General features: G+C 39.7%; 24 protein-coding genes. 9 read left to right on the top strand and 15 right to left on the bottom strand.

Features of this window, described 5'->3' with window-relative positions; genetic code table 11:
- Positions 1-35: 35 nt before the first annotated feature.
- From N6A79_RS11460 to phnF, 7 genes are all read right to left on the bottom strand, one after another.
- Entirely contained in the window at positions 36-755 is a 720-nt protein-coding gene (locus N6A79_RS11460; RefSeq protein ID WP_268546037.1) for a phosphonate C-P lyase system protein PhnL, read from the bottom strand.
- 54 nt (positions 756-809) lie between these two features.
- Entirely contained in the window at positions 810-1,646 is an 837-nt protein-coding gene (locus tag N6A79_RS11465) for an ATP-binding cassette domain-containing protein (protein ID WP_268546038.1), read from the bottom strand.
- Positions 1,616-2,530 (bottom strand): alpha-D-ribose 1-methylphosphonate 5-phosphate C-P-lyase PhnJ, encoded by a 915-nt coding sequence (locus N6A79_RS11470; RefSeq protein ID WP_268546040.1) that lies wholly within the window; start codon positions 2,528-2,530, stop codon positions 1,616-1,618. The genes N6A79_RS11465 and N6A79_RS11470 overlap by 31 nt, the downstream gene beginning before the upstream one ends.
- Complete coding sequence (locus N6A79_RS11475) at positions 2,527-3,615, bottom strand: carbon-phosphorus lyase complex subunit PhnI (RefSeq protein WP_268546041.1); 1,089 nt, start codon at positions 3,613-3,615, stop codon at positions 2,527-2,529. The genes N6A79_RS11470 and N6A79_RS11475 overlap by 4 nt, the downstream gene beginning before the upstream one ends.
- 14 nt (positions 3,616-3,629) lie before the next feature.
- Entirely contained in the window at positions 3,630-4,175 is a 546-nt protein-coding gene (gene phnH, locus N6A79_RS11480; RefSeq protein WP_268546042.1) for a phosphonate C-P lyase system protein PhnH, read from the bottom strand.
- The gene (gene phnG, locus N6A79_RS11485) at positions 4,175-4,642 is read right to left on the bottom strand and encodes a phosphonate C-P lyase system protein PhnG (RefSeq protein WP_268546043.1); all 468 of its coding nucleotides are present in this window, start codon (positions 4,640-4,642) and stop codon (positions 4,175-4,177) included. The genes phnH and phnG overlap by 1 nt, the downstream gene beginning before the upstream one ends.
- Before the next feature lie 97 nt (positions 4,643-4,739).
- Positions 4,740-5,462 (bottom strand): phosphonate metabolism transcriptional regulator PhnF, encoded by a 723-nt coding sequence (phnF, locus tag N6A79_RS11490; protein WP_268546044.1) that lies wholly within the window; start codon positions 5,460-5,462, stop codon positions 4,740-4,742.
- Between the two features lie 190 nt (positions 5,463-5,652).
- Here phnF and phnC point away from each other — a divergent pair, with 190 nt between their 5' ends.
- The 6 genes from phnC to phnN all read left to right on the top strand — a co-directional run bounded on the left by phnC (position 5,653) and on the right by phnN (position 11,024).
- Positions 5,653-6,504: a phosphonate ABC transporter ATP-binding protein gene (phnC, locus tag N6A79_RS11495; protein ID WP_268546045.1), complete on the top strand. Its 852-nt coding sequence runs from the start codon at positions 5,653-5,655 to the stop codon at positions 6,502-6,504.
- A gap of 68 nt (positions 6,505-6,572) precedes the next feature.
- Positions 6,573-7,565: a phosphonate ABC transporter substrate-binding protein gene (gene phnD / locus N6A79_RS11500; RefSeq protein WP_268546046.1), complete on the top strand. Its 993-nt coding sequence runs from the start codon at positions 6,573-6,575 to the stop codon at positions 7,563-7,565.
- A gap of 125 nt (positions 7,566-7,690) precedes the next feature.
- Complete coding sequence (gene phnE / locus N6A79_RS11505; RefSeq protein ID WP_268546047.1) at positions 7,691-8,485, top strand: phosphonate ABC transporter, permease protein PhnE; 795 nt, start codon at positions 7,691-7,693, stop codon at positions 8,483-8,485.
- Positions 8,485-9,159, top strand: coding sequence for a DUF1045 domain-containing protein (locus N6A79_RS11510; protein WP_268546048.1), 675 nt, complete (start codon positions 8,485-8,487; stop codon positions 9,157-9,159). Before phnE ends, N6A79_RS11510 begins: the two co-directional genes overlap by 1 nt.
- A gap of 112 nt (positions 9,160-9,271) precedes the next feature.
- A complete protein-coding gene (locus N6A79_RS11515) occupies positions 9,272-10,417 on the top strand; it encodes an alpha-D-ribose 1-methylphosphonate 5-triphosphate diphosphatase (RefSeq protein ID WP_268546049.1) in 1,146 nt (381 codons plus the stop codon).
- Complete coding sequence (phnN, locus tag N6A79_RS11520) at positions 10,410-11,024, top strand: phosphonate metabolism protein/1,5-bisphosphokinase (PRPP-forming) PhnN (protein WP_268546050.1); 615 nt, start codon at positions 10,410-10,412, stop codon at positions 11,022-11,024. Before N6A79_RS11515 ends, phnN begins: the two co-directional genes overlap by 8 nt.
- Before the next feature lie 442 nt (positions 11,025-11,466).
- Here phnN and N6A79_RS11525 read toward each other — a convergent pair whose 3' ends face one another.
- The gene (locus N6A79_RS11525; protein WP_268546051.1) at positions 11,467-13,173 is read right to left on the bottom strand and encodes a hypothetical protein; all 1,707 of its coding nucleotides are present in this window, start codon (positions 13,171-13,173) and stop codon (positions 11,467-11,469) included.
- Positions 13,174-13,404: 231 nt separating this feature from the next.
- Positions 13,405-13,959: a L,D-transpeptidase family protein gene (locus N6A79_RS11530; RefSeq protein WP_268546052.1), complete on the bottom strand. Its 555-nt coding sequence runs from the start codon at positions 13,957-13,959 to the stop codon at positions 13,405-13,407.
- A gap of 109 nt (positions 13,960-14,068) precedes the next feature.
- On the opposite strand from N6A79_RS11530, the gene N6A79_RS11535 reads away from it, so the two are divergent.
- The 3 genes from N6A79_RS11535 to N6A79_RS11545 all read left to right on the top strand — a co-directional run bounded on the left by N6A79_RS11535 (position 14,069) and on the right by N6A79_RS11545 (position 16,327).
- Complete coding sequence (locus tag N6A79_RS11535) at positions 14,069-14,752, top strand: response regulator transcription factor (RefSeq protein ID WP_182417779.1); 684 nt, start codon at positions 14,069-14,071, stop codon at positions 14,750-14,752.
- Positions 14,753-15,271: 519 nt separating this feature from the next.
- On the top strand, positions 15,272-15,724 hold the full coding sequence (locus N6A79_RS11540; RefSeq protein ID WP_268546053.1) for a cyclic nucleotide-binding domain-containing protein: 453 nt from the start codon (positions 15,272-15,274) through the stop codon (positions 15,722-15,724).
- A 78-nt stretch (positions 15,725-15,802) separates the two neighbouring features.
- Positions 15,803-16,327 (top strand): gamma-glutamylcyclotransferase, encoded by a 525-nt coding sequence (locus N6A79_RS11545; protein WP_268546054.1) that lies wholly within the window; start codon positions 15,803-15,805, stop codon positions 16,325-16,327.
- 54 nt (positions 16,328-16,381) lie between these two features.
- Here N6A79_RS11545 and N6A79_RS11550 read toward each other — a convergent pair whose 3' ends face one another.
- From N6A79_RS11550 to N6A79_RS11575, 6 genes are all read right to left on the bottom strand, one after another.
- Positions 16,382-16,747, bottom strand: coding sequence for a hypothetical protein (locus N6A79_RS11550; RefSeq protein WP_268546055.1), 366 nt, complete (start codon positions 16,745-16,747; stop codon positions 16,382-16,384).
- A 39-nt stretch (positions 16,748-16,786) separates the two neighbouring features.
- Complete coding sequence (locus N6A79_RS11555) at positions 16,787-16,924, bottom strand: hypothetical protein (protein ID WP_268546056.1); 138 nt, start codon at positions 16,922-16,924, stop codon at positions 16,787-16,789.
- Complete coding sequence (locus N6A79_RS11560; RefSeq protein ID WP_268546057.1) at positions 16,921-17,226, bottom strand: PAAR domain-containing protein; 306 nt, start codon at positions 17,224-17,226, stop codon at positions 16,921-16,923. The genes N6A79_RS11555 and N6A79_RS11560 overlap by 4 nt, the downstream gene beginning before the upstream one ends.
- Before the next feature lie 85 nt (positions 17,227-17,311).
- Complete coding sequence (locus N6A79_RS11565; RefSeq protein ID WP_268546058.1) at positions 17,312-17,734, bottom strand: tetratricopeptide repeat protein; 423 nt, start codon at positions 17,732-17,734, stop codon at positions 17,312-17,314.
- Positions 17,735-17,914: 180 nt separating this feature from the next.
- Positions 17,915-18,223: a PAAR domain-containing protein gene (locus N6A79_RS11570; RefSeq protein WP_268546059.1), complete on the bottom strand. Its 309-nt coding sequence runs from the start codon at positions 18,221-18,223 to the stop codon at positions 17,915-17,917.
- A 24-nt stretch (positions 18,224-18,247) separates the two neighbouring features.
- A complete protein-coding gene (locus N6A79_RS11575; RefSeq protein WP_268546060.1) occupies positions 18,248-18,616 on the bottom strand; it encodes a hypothetical protein in 369 nt (122 codons plus the stop codon).
- Positions 18,617-18,784 lie beyond the last annotated feature (168 nt).

Below are 18,784 nucleotides of genomic sequence, written 5' to 3' on the forward strand. Positions count from 1 at the left end.
TAAGGTGCTCTTTAAAACCAATCTGCTATTGCCCACTATTGCAGTTGCTTGACCATTGGTGAAAGATCAATTTCACGATCAATCAAATCTTCAACATCTTCTCTATGATGAAATACCCCTATCATAGCCGTGCCATTTTCCTTTAATTCTTGTAAGCGCTTAATCAGAGCCGCCCGCGCTACAACGTCAAGCGAGGCAGTCGGCTCGTCAAGAAACAATAGTTTTTGCGGTACAATCAGTGCGCGCGCTAAATTTACCTTTTGCTGCTCACCACCTGAAAAAGTCGATGGATAGGCTTGCCATAAAGCTTGTTTAACCCCAAAGGCAGCTAAATAGTCTTGTGCCTTTTCTAATGCTATTTGTTTGTCTTCGCCTGCATTTAAAAGCGGTTCAGCAACAAGATCTTGCGCACTTACCCTTGGGCGCGGCTGCAAAAATTGTGTTACAAAACCAATCTCCTTACGGCGCATTAAGGCTATATCAATATCACTTGCACAAGCAAGATCAATCACACCGTAATCACTGGCATAATACACATGACCACCGCGCGGCACGCATGAGCGATAGAGCGTGCGCAGCAAAGTAGATTTACCAACACCATTTGGCCCACGTAATAGAATAAATTCGCCGCGATTAAGTTTAAAACTAATATTTTCAAAAGCCGGCAATTGAGTTTTTAATAAATGAATATCAAAAAATTTGGTAAGATTTTCAACACGCAACAGCGGGTCATTTATTTGACCTATAAAATCCATTTTTCAAATGCTCCTTTCCTATTGATATAATTTTACCACCGATAATCTTACTACTTACAATTTGGCATGGACGAGCTGCTGGGTATAGGCATGTTGCGGATCATGAAAAATTTGATCAGCAAGCCCTTCTTCAACCACCAAGCCGTGCCGCATAACCATAACCCTATCAGCCATAGTACGAATAACGCCAAGGTCATGGCTTACCAATACCATGGTCATGTGCCGTTCACGCTGCAAACGTTTTAAGGTGTCGAGAACAAGAGCTTGCACCGATACATCAAGCCCTGTGGTTGGTTCATCAAGCAATAATAATTGCGGCTCAAGCGCAATAGCCTTAGCAAGCTGCACCCTTTGCTGCATACCTCCTGAAAGTTCGATTGGGCGAGCATCCATGCGCTCTAATGGAAACTCGGAAGCTGCCAATGCCAAACGCGCTTTTTGCCGCAATACAGCAAAATTACGCTCATCTGCGACCAATAAACGCTCAGCAACATTGCCGCTACTGGTGTTTTTCATCAATAAGCCCAGATGAGGATTTTGATATACTATGCCAATATGGCGCGCCCGCAACATACGCCGCGAAAACCGATCAAGATGAAACAAATTTAAATGATCATAACCATCCAAATCAAGATGATACTCTCCACTATCAGGACTATCTTCTAAATTCATCATTCGTAGAAAGGTTGATTTACCTGAGCCACTTTCGCCGACAATACCTAATACCTCGCCTGGATAGACCTTAGCACTGACACCGCGCAAAGCTTGCACAGGACCGAAATTTTTTGTAACATTATCAAGCTGCATCAACGGTGTTGTTTGCACAATTTGTGGATTATTGAACTGCCGCAACTCACTTATCATTGTGCCATCTTTCCATTTTGATACCATGTTTGCCCAAGGGTTTCATCTTCCCCTTCATTTTTACGAATGGTTTTTATGCCATAATTGCTATCTGATAATTCATAAACAGCCGAACCATCCTCTTGTGGCAACTCATTCATGAACATTCCTTTGACACCGCTACGCGTACAAATGGCGTTTTCATGGTTTTCAACCGCATAAGGAATATCGTCAAAAACAAGCGGTTCTACTTTTGTGTGAGGTGGCACTGCATAAAGACGCTTTTCACGGCCAGCAGAAAGAATAGTTAAATGATCCGCCATATGCAGTTTTTGCACATCCCAACGTGGAATGGGCGATGGGGTAATGACATGGCGGTCATTTACTAAGCATGGATAGGACGCTCCTTGTAAAATACGCCCAGCGCGCACCATTTGCTCATATAAAATAAGCCAAAGCCGACTATAATCAGCATCACCATGCATTTCTCGCGCCGTTGACATATTAGGCTCAACCGGTCTTAACGGCTCGGGATTGGGTACTTGCAATATGAGTATCTGATCAGCACTCAATTTTTCCTCAGGAATGCGGTGGCGTGATTGAATAAGGCTTGCTTTAAGCGTATCCCATGTTTCTTGCGCATTGCTTACAGTTTTAATAAATTTTCGGATTGTTGCCGCATTAACGCTATCATCTGCACCTTGGTCAATCACTTTAATAATTGAGCGTGGATTAACAAGGGTAAGAGTGACTTGCAAACCGCCCGTCCCCCAACCTCGTGCAATTGGCACTTCACGGCTTGCATAGGGAATTTGACAGCCAGGAATAGCAATGGCTTTCAACATGGCGCGGCGCAATTCACGCTTGGCAGATGGGTCTAAAAAACCATAAGAAAAAGACTGCCACGAGTGGGTAAGATCACTTAGTTTCATATTAATTCTTCTTCCAGTCTTTTTAAATCTTCACGGATTTCACTACCATCAGCATTGCGTCGCTTTATGCCGCGCAAGGCGTCAAGGCTCGATTGAAAGGTGACATAGTGAGGGAGTTTAAAATGGATGCAAAAGCCAGAAGATTCGACAGCTTCGGTATGATAGAGAAAAAATTCTTCTGACACAGCATCGGATTTACTTTCGGTAGATGCATTTAAATCAAGTGTTGCAGCTGCAATAACTTTAACTTCATTCCAACCAAAAGTAGCAGAAAAACCAAGCTCCAACTTATCCTTTTTGGTTTTGGAGATAACCTCGGCTTGCGATATCTTAATACGCCCAGCGCTAAATTGCGTACCAGATGGATGCGACACTATAATTTCCGCTTCACTTAAGCGTAACTCATTAACTGTTGGATGAGCACTACCAAAACCACGCATAGCAGAATAACCAAGCGCCAAAACCCCGCCGGTATCGGCACGGCTTAGGCTTTGTAAACGATGGGCGCGACTTGTTGGAAATAGTAAAGGTTCACGGGTAAGGTCTGGAATATCCTCTGCTGCAATTGGATGATGAACTGGTGCTTCAACCAATCCCTGCGCTTGTTGCCACTGGCTAAGAGAGGGTAAAAACGCTGGCGATGGCTTGGTACTTTTTTCCACTGCTTGCGCAATAAAAGGCTCGCCATTTAAGCTGTGGGTTGCTAAAATTTTATGGGCATAATCTAATGTTGGCCCTAAAATTTGTCCGCCCGGAATATCTTTAAATGCCGCAGATATCCGCCGAAGCGTAAACAACTTGTCTTGTTCTATGGTTTTAGCAATAGCAATGCGTGGCTGCGTTGTGCGCCAAGCGCGAAGTAGCAAAACCGCTTCATATAAATCACCACCGCCTTGAGCAATGGCGAGAGCGGCAAGCTCTGGCTCATAAAGTGAAGCCTCGCCCATAACACGATCAATAAGATATGGGAGAGTGTTTTTAATTTCGGTAATGCGTTTTTGATCTATAGTGCCAATTGATTGACGATAGAGGCGCTCTGCTTGATCTATTGCTTTTTCACCACCGCGTGTTGCGACATAGGCCATGATTTTTTCTCGCTTTACAAAACTTCAACATAGGTGGAACGGGGTAACCCGATAAGACTATTTTGACTGAAGAAAAAAATGTCAAAACCAAGCGGATAGGAAATAAGAGCATTACGCATTGCCCAAAATTCTGGGTAAACTCCGCCAATATGAATAGTTTTTTGGCCTTTAATGCCAGGTCCAGAAAGCCGTAATGCTGTTCCAACACCAAATTGTGCTGGCGCAATTAATAATGCGCCTTTTTCAGGATAGAGAAGGTCGCCAATTGCAATATGCTTTATCGCCTCAACATCGCTTTCATTTTCAAGTGACATAAAAACATATTGCGCTTGTGGAAGGGAGGAAGGCAAAGCACCAGTTGCTTGCACTTTTTGCCTTAGCGTGAGTTCATCGCAAAAAAATCGCGTTTCACGGTCAAGCAAAGTATCGCAAAATGTTGCCCATGACAGATTATCACAAGTTATGTCACAACCAGGATTTGCCAAGGCTTTCATTAATTTTTCAAAATGCCTATTATCCAGTTCATCTTGTATGCTTGGTTGTATGTTTGGATTTTGCATTAAAATGTTTCCATCTCTACACGGGTGGCATTTACTTCGCATAAGCGTTGATGATCTTCTTGGCTTTGCAACTCAAAGGCAGTTTTCAAAAAGCTGGAAATCTCATTGCTTTGGATATTTGCATTAAAAGCGGCATCAATAACCGCCATTGCCATGGCTTGCTCAAGATCACGGCCGACAATCATGCCATAACCGATAGAGTTTAATTGTTTGAGCTGAATGTGAGCTTCAGCAACAAGCACTTCACCAAGGTGAAATTCACTGCCTTTTACGCTGTCACGCATCGGCACCATGACAAGACCAGTACGGCTTTGAATAACCTCGATATCGCCTAAATCATCAATTAAAGTTTCACTGAGTTGCTTGATAGCTATGCTATCAGCACGCGCAAGAATAGATAACCTATCACTATGCGCAAAAATATCATTATCACTAGGATTATCCCGGTTCTCAATGGTTGGGGACATAATAATCGTCCTTTATTCTAAAAGGGTTATAAAAATAGGGTAAATAAGTAAAGGCGCCTTAGTCGGTCTTAGTCTGTATTTAGCGCCAAAAGCCGTATCAAAGGCGGCCTGTATCAAAAGCAAATTGCACCTTTTCAGCTGCCCAGATTGATACTGCATAGCCAATGGGGCGATACTCCAAATCGACATCGCATTTTTCCATCACGATAACAGGCTGGCCATTTGAAAGTTGGAGCATTTCCGCCTCCTCATCAAGCGCCAACCGCGCTGATATAATGGTTTCATGACGCAAATAATCATCAATGCCGTAATGGCTATAAATGGCGCTATCACCAAGACCATCTTGATAGAATTGCAAAAATTCAGGAAAGCGTTGCGCTGGGTGATAAGAACGCGAAATATGAATAGGCTCACCATCAGCAAAGCTGCGTTGTCCCACTATCACCAGTAAATCACCAAGGTTTACTTTTAACCGCTCAGCTTTTTCTTTATCTGCTTCAACAAGACAAGCAAAAATATTTTCAATACTTGGCACACGCCCCTCACTTATAAGATTGGGGTGAAAACGTGTGCGCTGCGACACGACGTAACGGATTGGTCGGCGAAACTCGACAAAAGTACCTCGCCCTTGATCAACCCGTAATTTACCCATCGATACCAAAGCGGCAATTGCGCGGCGAATAGAATGGCGGCCAATGTCAAAACGCTGTGAAAGTTGATTTTCTGTTGCAATTTGGCTACCCGCAGAAAGAATACCTGAAGATATTTCGTTATCCAATACGTCTCTAACGTATTTCCAGCGTCCATATGAAGAATTCATAGTATATCCTGTCAATTCATTCGAATGAATTCTTTATATACCTTCGTCATTTCAAATTTATTACAATTTAATTAAAATTAATATGATGATGAAAAATTTTATATTATTATTTAACCATTTTATTGTCATAAAAGTTTAATCTCTACTTTTTATATGATGCTGATACGAATGAAGTGGGAGAGTAAATATTATGAAAGCCGTTGAAGTTGCCAATATTTCCAAAACCTATGGGCGCACCAAAGCGCTTAAAGGTGTTAGCTTATCAATTGATAAGGGTGAAATGGTAGCGCTTATCGGTGCTTCGGGATCGGGAAAAAGTACATTAATCCGGCATTTGGCAGGTCTTGAAACAGCAGATCGCGGCAGTGCTGACATTAATATTTTTGGCGAAAAAACCCAAGAAAATGGTCAAGCAACCAAAGCCAGCAAAATGATGCGTGGCAAAATATCGGTGATCTTTCAACAATTCAATCTGGTTAACCGTTTATCGTTATTAACCAATGTTCTCATTGGTCTTTTGGGGCGTATTCCATCTTGGCGTGGCACTTTAGGCTTTTTCAAACGCGAAGAAAAAATAGCTGCAATTGATGCGTTGACACGAGTGGGAATTGACCATGCTGCATTTCAGCGCGCCTCAACCCTTTCAGGTGGTCAACAACAACGGGCAGCAATTGCCCGATCACTTTTACAAAATGCTGAAATTTTAATTGCCGATGAGCCAATTTCAGCCCTTGACCCAGCATCGGCCCGCCGCGTCATGGATATTTTATCTAAAATCAATGAAGAAGATGGCATCACCATGATTGTCTCGCTTCATCAGGTAGAATATGCAAGACGTTTTTGCCCAAGAACCATCGCCATGCGTGATGGTGCAATTGTTTATGACGGGCCTTCAATCAACTTAACCAATGCGTTTTTATCTGAGCTTTATGGTAGCGCATCAGAAGAACTTGTTTTGCCCGATGCGGCTGATATGCCGTTAGCAAGTCACAATACACCGCCAAAAGTATCTGTAAGACAACAATATTTCCAGCCTGCGTGAGTTTATTTCAAATTAAACCAATTTTCGACCTGCCGCTTTAATATTTTTAAATCTAGGAGAAATGATTGATGAAAAAGCTTCTCAAAAGCTTTGCGCTTGGTATAGCAATGGCAACAGTTGCAACTGTATCTTTTGCACAAACCCTCAATTTCGGCATTATTTCAACAGAATCGCAATCTCATTTGAAAACTGCTTGGGATCCATTCCTTGCCGATATGAAAAAGAAAACTGGCTTTGAAGTAAAACCATTTTTTGCATCTGACTATGCTGGTATTATTGAAGGCATGCGTTTTGGTAAGGTTGATATTGCATGGTATGGCAATAAATCGGCCATGGAAGCAGTTGACCGCGCCAAAGGTGAAGTAATAGTGCAAGCTATGGCTGTTGATGGCAGTCCGGGTTATTGGGGTGTATTAATTGTTGAAAAAGACTCGCCAATTAAAACCGTTGAGGATGTCTTAAAATGCGACAAGACTTTGAATTTCGGTATTGGTGATCCAAACTCAACATCGGGCTATCTTGTACCGATGACTTTTCTTTTTGCGGCCAATGGTATTGATCCAAAAAATTGCTTCAAAACCGTACGCAATGCCAATCATGAAACCAATGCTTTGGCCGTTGCCAACAAACAGGTTGATGTAGCAGCCAATAACACAGAAAACATGGATCGTATCAAGAAAAACAATCCAGATGCCTATGCAAAATTACGCGAAATTTGGCGTTCACCACTTATCCCTGGTGATCCAATTGTTTGGCGTACCGATCTTCCCGAGGAAACCAAAACAAAGATTAGAGAATTTTTTCTCACCTATGGTACAGATAAATCAACTGGCAATATTGAAGAAGAAAAGGCCGTCCTAAAAGGCTTAACTTGGGGGCCATTCCGCGCTTCTAGCAATGATCAACTATTGCCAATCCGCTTGATGGAAGTCGGCCAGAAGATAAGTAAGCTTGAAAATGATGATAAGCTTGATGCAGCAGAGAAAAAAAAGCAGCTAGATGCATTAAATTCTGAAAAGGCTGATTTTGAAGCAAAGCTTGCAGCCAGCACAAAAAAATAAAAGCTTAGGGACAGCTTGCTCATCCTGCACACTGTTTCATTATTATAAAATGCAAAGCTTTTCATGGCTAGATTATCATCTAGCCATGATTGCTTTTGATTTACCCAATCAATAGGTTCAAAGACATGACAACAGCGGCTGAACGCTATCAGACATTAAATAATAAGAGTGGATGGAAGCGCTGGATTTTTCCAAGCATCATTATTATCATTCTTGCATGGAGCTGGACCCCTGCCGAAATGTATTTATGGCCACAGCTTTTTACCCATGCCGGCAATATGGCTGAATATGCTGCAGGTTTTTTACATCCCGATTTCACCGAATGGCGTTATTACTTGACTGAAATGCTAGTCACAGTCAATATTGCTATTTGGGGTACATTTCTTGCTGTTGTCTTTGCTATTCCTTTAGGTATTCTCTCATCAGCCAATATGGTGCCTGCCTATATTTTGCAGCCTGTAAGACGTTTGATGGATCTATGCCGCGCTATTCATGAAGTTGTTTTTGCGGTTCTTTTTGTGGTTGCGGTTGGTCTGGGGCCATTTGCTGGTGTCATGGCCCTTTTTGTTCATACTTTGGGCGTGCTTGCCAAACTCTTTTCTGAGGCGGTTGAAGCGATTGATCCACGTCCTGTCGAAGCTATCAAGGTTGCAGGTGGAACACCGATACAGCAAGTAATTTATGGAGTTATTCCGCAGGTTTTACCGCTTTGGATTTCCTTTTCACTCTATCGGCTAGAATCCAATATTCGCTCGGCAACCGTACTTGGCATTATTGGTGCAGGTGGTATTGGACAAATCATGTTTGAATCCATTCGCGGTTTTTCTTACTCGCAATCATCGGCAATATTATTAATCGTTATTGTAACCGTTGTTATTATGGATATTATTTCCCAACAATTACGAAAGCTGTTTATTTAATGCGAGCCGCTATTTATTTTACCCCCGATAAAAATCATCCAATAACAAAAAAAGCTGTAAGTTGGTTGGGGCGCGATGCATTTAACAGTGCAAATACGATATCTAGCCCTAATAACAAAGATTTAACGCTTATAAAAAGCCCAGCGCGTTATGGCTTTCATGCAACGATTAAGGCGCCTTTTGAACTTGATGTGAGCTATGGGATCGATGATGTATCAAGAGCATTGGCGAATTATTGTGCAATCAATAAATCTTTTAAGCTGCCCAACATCAAAATTGGAAAATTAGGTTCTTTTTTTGCACTGGTTCCCAAATTTTGCCCCGATGAATTATTTAATCTTGAAGCGCGCACTGTAAAACATTTTGAAATTTACCGCGCACCACTAAGCGATGAAGATATAAAAAGGCGCAATCCACAAAGCTTAAGCGACAGGCAAAAAGACAATCTTACCGCCTATGGTTATCCTTATATCTTTGAAGATTTCCGCTTTCACATGACCCTAACAGGGCCTGTTGAGCACCAAATCCAAGATGAAGTGGAAGAACAGTTAAACGCTTATTTTTATGAGTTTTTGGGCAAGGACCTTGATTTTGACGGATTAGCGCTTTTTATCGAGCGAGAGCACCAAAGCAATTTTTATTGCCATAGTTACTTCAGGTTTGCCGAAACCTAGCGCCTGTCCCCATGAAACTTAGTTAATGACCTTATTATCATATTTATTTTGCGCATTTTACGCAAAACTGTTGCACCGTTTTGCCAAAATGCTTTAATTGCGGAGATATATAATGCCTTATGAACAGGTATTTAAAAATGCCAAAATTGTTTTAGAAAATGAAGTTATTTTTGGCAGTTTACAAATAAAAGATGGTAAAATTGCCAATATAGATCAGGGTAAAATTACGACAGGTACAGATGTTGGCGGCGACTATCTTGTCCCTGGTCTTATTGAACTTCACACCGATAATATAGAAGGCCATCTTCATCCGCGCCCAAAAGTGCGTTGGAACACATTAAGTGCTCTTCATGCCCATGATATGCAAATTTGCGGTGCCGGCATTACTACTGTTTTTGATAGCCTTCGTGTTGGCAACGAAGAACTGCGCGGTGTAGCTACATCCTCCATTGCAGAATTAAAAGATTTAGCTGATACAATCGCCTATGCGGATAAAGAAAATTTGTTAAAAGCTGAACATTTTATCCATTTACGCTGTGAAGTGTCACTGCCTGATACAGTCGATATTTTTGACCAAGTAGCTGATAATAGCCAGATACGCCTTGCTTCACTAATGGATCATGCCCCAGGGCAAAGGCAATTTGCAACAATTGAGGCGTATAAAATCTATTATCAAGGCAAATATGGTATTTCTGATAGTGTTTTTGAAGAATATGCTGCACGCCGCGTTAAGCAATCAGCACAATATTCTCGTGACAATCGCTTGACCATTGCCCAAAAAGCGAAAGAGAAAAATATTATCCTTGCTAGCCATGATGATGCAACCACCGACCATGTAAGCGAAGGGTTAGAGCTTGGCGTTGCAGTTTCAGAATTTCCAACCACCCTTGACGCAGCTATTCATGCCCACAAAAACGGTTTACATGTATTAATGGGCGCGCCTAATATTGTGCGCGGCAAATCTCATTCGGGCAATATATCAGCCTCCTATTTATTAGAGCATGGTTGCCTTGATATTTTATCATCCGATTATGTGCCTTTTAGCCTATTGCATTCAGTTTTTGCTATTGCAGGTGACAATGATAATGATCTTGCAACTGCGATGCGCTATGTGAGCGCAAACCCCGCCACAGCAGCAGGCCTATATGATCGTGGCATATTGCAACAAGGGCGGCGCGCTGACCTATTGCGGGTACGCAAGCATCAACATATGCCAATTATCAATGGTGTATGGCGCGAGGGACAACGAGTTGCCTGATAACCAGACCTTTGAAAATTCAACCTATGTGCCTGATCTTGGTTTTTTTGTTGCAATTATTGGGCCAAGTGGCGCGGGTAAAGATACGCTACTTGCCCTTGTGCAAGAAAGTTTCAAAAATGATCCACGTTTTGTATTTGCAAAGCGTGTGGTAACCCGCCAAGCACAAGGTGAAGACCACGATACTTTATCAATTGAAGACTTTTTACACGCACAAAATAATGGTGCCTTTTGTTTAAACTGGCAAGCCCATGGGCTTTATTATGGCTTACCGCAGCAGCTTATTGATGACCTTACTCAAGGCAAAACTGTTATTGCCAATATTTCTCGCAAAACACTCAATCAGTGCGCAGATAAATTTAAAAACTTTGCAATTATTGAGATTACCGCCCAAAGGGACATTCTACGACAGAGATTAAAAAATCGCGGTCGCGAAAGTGACCAAGACATTGAGCAACGTCTATTGCGAGCAAGCCTGCCCTTTGCATTGCCACGCAGTATAATGGCCTACCAAATTGACAATTCTTTCGCACCTCAACATGGTGCGGCGCAGTTGCAAAAAATTTTATGCCTATTGCAAACTACTTGTAGGGGCAGGACCTATTAATTTAAATGACATAGCACAATAAACCGTAAAAGATACAAGCAAAAAAGCAAAAATGGATAATATACTTGTCTAAGCTTTACAACATCGTTGATTACAACGGTTTTGTGTCCTTTCAGATACAAAAATCTTACAAACACCTTGTTGAAGAGCCTCAAACAATATTGATCTTTATTGACGCTTCTTCTTATATTTAATCTTTAGTTTTTTTGCAAATTTCCACATACCATTTTGCTAAAATTGAGAGGTTCTTGCAATAAAAATGACAAAAGGCGCAAGCATGTCACGCTAGCGCAGCGCAATGCGGTGCGAAATTCCACTATAATAAGCGCATTTCGCCAGCATTTTTATTAAAAACATCAACTATTGATAGAAGTATAGCTAAAGATGCATTAACTAAAAATACTGGCGAAATACAAGTTAGTTCAAAAAATAACGGTTTTCTTTAAACAATAAGTGCTGTTTGTGCATGTTGGTCAAAAGCCGCATTATAATTGTCATTGGCAAAATCGCGAGCTGAAGCACTATCTGCGCTATGCTGATCAGCCATAATACTAAAGGCATTTGCAGATCCGCTATCAGCAGCAAGGCCAAGTTGTGGCTCAGTAATAACATTACCATTTTTATCTTCTAGGGTAATGTTTGCACCATTAGCATTGGCCTGATTGACCAAATCTGTTAGCCAACCAATTTTATTTGGCTGAACATTGCGAACATCCAAACGAATGGTTTCAATATTGCTAGCAAGCAAACCAGAAGAGGATAGATCAACCAACCAATCCTTATAATTTGCTTCAAAACGGCTTAATGTGCTTGCGGTCAAGATAAGCGTATCATTGCCCGGGCCACCATTGATCTCCAATGCACCCGCATTAATGTGACCGTTAAGGTGAATAATATCATCTCCAGCATCTGCCCATATTCTATTCCTGCCACCATTAGCAGCAGTGACATTGCCAATTAATGTCATAATATCGTTACCGTCCCCCAAAGAGAATGTGTTCTGAGATCCATTGTTTTCTGCATGTAAATTACCTTCAATATAAAGATCATCATTACCTCCATGCATACCTACAGTATTTTCACCAGACTCTGTAAAAAAATTGCCTAAAAATGTTAAACTGTCATCAAATTTACTACTATTAATATGATTTCGAGATATAAAATTAAACCCAGTGCCATCACCTATAAAACTATTCACATCACCGTTCACCTCAAGTACAGTCTTACTATAAGCGCTTAAACCATTATGACCATAATTATAAGTTGTTATATCGCCATTGATAATAATATTATGTTGAGAAATGTCATTATCATACATACCACTTGCTAATTCTATTCTATTAGTACCTCTATCAGCATATAAACCACCCAAACTTAAAGATGTGTCGCGAGCATACATTCCTATATTATTTACCCGATATGAAGTGTTATCGTCAGCTGCTGGATAGGCTTTAAGAAGTCCTTGTATATCAATACTTGCAATTTCACCCATTACTGTAAATTTATTTTCACCACCCTCTGCATAAACGCTTCCTTGAACTGAAAGGTTAGCAATTTTAGAATAATTGGAAATGCTGTTGTACCCCCAGTTTTTTGATATAATATTACCAGAAATATTTATACCCGCTTTATAGCTATTACCGATATCGCGATATTCGCTGTTTAAAATTATTTCACTTTTTCCATGAGAAATTCCACCGTTAGTAGATAAATCTCCATCTATTAATATATCGTGATTTCCATCAACCAATAGGTCAAGGGAGAAGTAACCTTCGTTATTTTCAATATTGCCGCCAAAGTTAATAGATTTATCTCCATCCCCACCTAAAATCCGTAGTTCTTTTTGAAAGTCTATAAGAGTTTTACCGCCCACAACAAGTGTATCATTTCCTTCAAGTAGATTAATAGCAAAACGTTCATTTGCGTAGTTACTCTGATCAGGATTAGCAGCCCCCAACAAATTCCCTGTAATAGTAACAGTGTCATCAAGGTTAGTTCCCGTGAACGAACTACCATTGCCAAAATCACCAACAATATGGAGTTGGCTGCCAGTAGTACTTGAACTCAAAACCTGCGCTAAAGCATTTTGGTTGCTTTGCTCCAAAGCATTTTCATCAGCGTCCAATATTTTTTTTGAAATTACAGTCATCTTCCACTCCTTTAATAATTAATAATATAATTATACGATAATTAAATACATTAACTTTACAAGTAGAAATAAGCGATTCACAAATAAATATATTTATATTATATTTAACTTATTTATAATAAAATAAATCAATAAATTTTAAATTTTAATTATTCTAAAAATGCAATATCATGACACTTAACTTATTGCACATTTACATATAGTTACGTCGTAACTGCCTTTTTAATATTGTCACCCCCAAATATTCAAACTTGTTTTCGTTGACAAAAATGGCAAAAGGCGCAGCATATCGCGCTCGCGCAGTGCGATGCAACCTTGGGTGCCACTATAATCAGGTCGTGCCAAATGGAAAAAGATTGCGCTACCGCAATTTTGTCGGCGTGGGCGAAGATTATAATCAAGAATAAAGCCAATATTATAAAGGCAGTCTTGGCGCAGCATGGTTTCACAGCTTGCAGGATAAGGCAGTTTTACAGGCCGGTTATAATTGCGGTCGTTAACCGCATCACACCAACCATCATTTTTTCCAACTGTTTTTATGGGCACCAAGCATGTTGGTTTGATGCGTCGTGTTGGTTTTTGATAGCCAGATATAATCCGCATTTTTGCTATAGGTGTTTTTCCGTCCCCCTCGCGCTTTAATGCGGTTATTCCATTTTTGCCAATAGCACATTGAAAACTAAATTTGCCCGCGCGTAAAATAGCCCTATTTTTACCCATTGCGCTGGGGCGCACATCAATATTGTGCAAAAAACGGTGTTTTAAATTAGATTTTCGTTGTTTCATCACTTTTTTCACCACTTCAACACTTGCAAGCACCTGTATTTATGTGAAGAATACATCATAAAATAATAAGGTAACAATGGCTATAAATGCCCTTGATAAGGAATGACATATGAGCGGTCGTACAATTTTAGTTATTGATGATGATGATGACCTACGTGGAATTTTGGTTGAACAGTTGCAAATGCATGAAGAATTCACCGTTTTTCAAGAAGATAGAGCCTTGCCCGCGATAGAACGCGCTAAAAAAGATGATCTTGATCTTGTGATTATGGATGTTGGTTTACCTGATCTGGACGGCCGAGAAGCGGTAAAACAAATGCGCCAAAATGGGTTTCGCGCACCGATCATCATGCTAACTGGTCACGATACTGATTCTGATACGATTCTTGGCCTTGAAGCTGGCGCTAATGACTATGTTACAAAACCTTTCCGTTTTGCAGTATTGCTTGCTCGTATCCGTGCGCAGTTGCGCCAACATGAACAAAGTGAGGATGCAACCTTTCAAGTAGGTCCTTATATTTTCAAACCAGGCCAAAAATTGCTCATTGATGAAAAAGGCGGCAAAATTCGCTTAACTGAAAAAGAAGCGGCTATCATTAAATATCTTTATCGGGCGGGCGAAAAAATCATTAGCCGCGATACCTTGCTTGAAGAAGTATGGGGTTATAATTCAGGTGTTACCACTCATACACTTGAAACCCACGTTTATCGCTTGCGCCAAAAGATTGAAAAAGACCCTTCGAATGCTCAGCTTTTGGTAACCGATAGCGGCGGATATCGTTTAGTACCTTAATGAAAAAAATGCTAATTTGCGCCTCATATTATTTAAGTAAAGTGCGGCGTAAATAGCAAAATCTATTAAGAGAATTTCATTTCTGATCTAAATAAGCGCCTCATTTATCACTAGCATATTTTCATTAAATTGGATCACCATCGAAATTCCCAATATGTGCTATATGAAATCGTTACAGAAAGCATAATTGATGGAGTTAAACTCCAACGAGATTGGTTTTAGTTAATTATGTGATAATCATAACGAGTGCATTATTGGCTAAGTTGGAAAGGAAATTCTCGTAAAGATTGTAGTTAAATAAAAAATAAACATTAATTCTGATAAAATGTCACATAAGATATAAAATGCGGTGATGTTAAAACTATTTTTAGTTATTAGCAGTTAAATATTAGCTATTCATAGTTGGATATTGCTATATAGCAAATATGGTGAAAAATTTTGACTATGGGTTAGGATTATTGCCTAATTGCTTTTGCATATTATATCGGAGAGGAACTCTTTTGAATTTGGTAAATGGCCATGTCGGTTGAAGAAGAATTGCTAATTTTAAAGCAGCTTGGCTTTTTTCAATGCTTTACCGATGAGCAATTGCGCCTTGTTGCCTTTGGGGCAGAGAGGGTTCAGTTTCGCGCTGGCCGTGAATTATTTCGCGAAAATCAACCAGCTGATAGCGCATTCATTCTTATGTCAGGTCAAATTGACCTATATCAAATGGGCAATGAAGGGCCGATATTGGTTCATAATGTTATGCCTGGCTCGATGATTGGTGAACTTAGTCTTATTTGCAAAATGAAACGCTCTGTTAGTGCAGTTGCTGCGGAAGATGGCACAGCTTTGCGCGTTAGCCGTGGTATTTTTAGGCGCATTCTTGATGAATATCCACAGGCGGCTAAGCTACTTTTTGAGCATTTAAGCAATGATTTCCATCACATGGTGGAAAGATTGAGTAATACACAAATTACAAAAGAATAACGGCTTTATTTAACAGCAGCGCAGGTCACTATAGTTTTTAATTTCATGATAATCAGCAGTCTATAAGGTCAAAAATTCATGGATTCATTTTGGGTATTTGGCTATGGCTCTCTCATGTGGAATCCGGGTTTTGCCCATGAAGAAGCAAAGCTTTGCCGTCTTTATGGCTATCATCGCAGTTTTTGCATCTATTCTACCCATTATCGTGGTACCGTTGAGCAACCAGGTCTCGTCCTTGGCCTTAAAAAAGGTGGGTCTTGCCTTGGACTTGGGTTTAAAATTGCCAAAGAACATGCTCAAAAAACCTATGATTATCTCGTCGAGCGCGAACAAGTAACAGGCGTTTACAAAGAAAAACATCTAAATTTATATTTTGACGATCACAGTCATAATCATGGTCTTGCTTTTGTTGCTGATCCCTTACACGAACAATATGCCGAAAAACTTGATTTACAAAGCATGGCTGATTTAATTAGTAAGGCGGCAGGAATAGCCGGTAAAAATGCCGATTACGCCCTTAATACCGTTGAGCATTTACAAAAAATTGGCATTCATGATCACCAACTTACCAAGCTTGCACAAATCTTAAAAGCAAGCATATAAAAACTTGGTTCCACTTTAAGATCTGCACAAAATAAAAACCCATTATTACAAGGTTTAATATCTTCGTTCTTTTAGCATATTGACCACTTCATGGGGTAAGCGACTTTGTAAATCTATTGGCAAATCAATTTCTGGCAATTCTGGTCGTGCGGCAAGTAGCAAGCAGACTGAAGCAATATTATGCTCACCACATTCAATTATTTTAGATAAGAAATTTTCGGGCAAAACTAGTGGATTGATTAATAAGGCAGCAAATTCGTGATTTGGTTGAGGTGCAACTCTAAAATCTAATTTGTTCCATATCGTGAAAATATCTTTCAAAACTGCATTTTCACACCATGTTAAAGCAGTCGTCGCCTCTTTTGTCCAACCGATAGCATGATTGAATGAAATCCAATTTTGAGCAGGAAATTTTTGCAATTTTTCTGCCATACGTAATGATACGGCTATCTGATCTTGCTAATCTTGTGATTTTTGACGATTTTTCAACCAAAATTGCGCATTAGAATGAATTTCATACCAGATATCAATAGCCGAAAACCCACCACCCAAATCAATTAATGGATTAATATCATCAATACGCCGCTGCTGCATCATTCGCCATCATCAAAAAATACATCCAGAGACCCCGTTTGCGAAACTCCACCGCAATCGATTGCATCGCCAATACGCGCTGCAGGACGACCGTTTATAAATATCGTTGGCGAACCTTCTGCTTGTTTTCTAGGATGATCAGGTGCAGGACATGTAGGACAGCCATGTGCAGCATAACTATCCCCAACCCGAACGACTGGAATGTTGTTAATAAACAAATCAGGACTACCGCTTGTGGCATTTGTTGGTGGATAATGGCAGCTATGACCTGAACCTATATCACCTTTTCGAACACTTGCTGACATGACTATTCCACTTTATGTTATTATATTGATATATAATAAACGTTATTTGTATTTTACTACGTATCCATTATATAAAAAAAGAAATCTAATTAAATACTGCTTCTATTCTTTCCAGCATTTTAATTGCACGAGTATCACCTTGTTCAGCAGCCAATTTAAACCATTTAATAGCCTTTACAATATCGCCTGCATTATTTTCACCTGTACCTTTAGCATACATAATACCCAAATTGTATTGTGCTTCAGCATCACCTTGCTCAGCGGCCAATTTAAACCATTTCATAGCTTCAATATCATTATTTTCAACGCCATCACCTTTTTCATATTTCAAGCCAATTTTAAATTGCGCCGGTGCTGATCCTTGTTCTGCACTTAAAGCTAGCGTCTTGGCATTTTCTAATTCACAATTATAAAAATAAATAAAAACACTTATCACTATAATAAAAATTATAAACAAAATATATATAACTCTTTGTTTAATCGTATTAATAAATTTAATTGGTGCCACTACATATATCTCCCATTTCATTATGATGGTAAGACCTTAATCAAGCCCCATGTTAATGGTTGACTGTATTACAGTTTTCCCAATAGATGGAAGATAACGAAAATAATCTAAACCTCCCACATATTGGCGAAGAGGGTAATAATCATTAATATCCCATTGTTGCATTATGGATTATTAACCTCACTCATCACCATCATCAAAAAATACATCAGGCGATCCAGTTTGCGAAACTCCACCGCAGTCAATAGCATCGCCAATACGCGCTGCAGGACGACCGTTTATAAATATCGTTGGCGAACCCTCCGCTTGATTTCTTGGATGATCTGGGGAAGGACATGTTGGACAACCATGTGCAGCATAACTATCCCCAACCCGAACGGCTGGAATATCATTTATAAACACATCAGGACTACCACTTATGGCATTGGTTGGTGGATAATGGCAGCTATGACCTGAACCTATATCACCTTTTCGAATACTTGCCGGCATAATAACCTCTAATATAAATATGTATTAATATATTATATCATAACAAGTAAAGTTTCCCGCACCATATATTTTTACAAGATATCTTGTTACTGAATCATTATATGCACATCGATCTTTAAAATTCATAACATATATGTATCCATTCATTAATTTTTCTGAATATAATTTATTAACTTCATTAGGTGCTTGTTCATAAATTTTTTTACCATTCATATCAATAATTAAAAACATCGCACCATATCTTATATAGCTTGTATTTTCCTTCTCCAAATATGTGATATTTTCATCTGTCTTTTTATTATTATGCGTTTTTACAATATATATTGTAAAAAACGCTGCGATAATACCAAGTAGAAATCCTAACATTAAAATCATTGCATATTTAATTTTCACTTTTTACCTTTCTAATCACCTAAAATTGCACCCCACCAGCGTTTATAAACACATCAGGACTACCACTTGTAGCATTGGTTGGCGGATAATGGCAGCTATGACCTGAACCTATATTACCTTTTCGAACACTTGCCGTCATAATTACCCCTATTTATTCTTATATGGGTG

The organism is Bartonella sp. HY761 (assembly GCF_026743145.1).
GTDB lineage: Bacteria > Pseudomonadota > Alphaproteobacteria > Rhizobiales > Rhizobiaceae > HY038.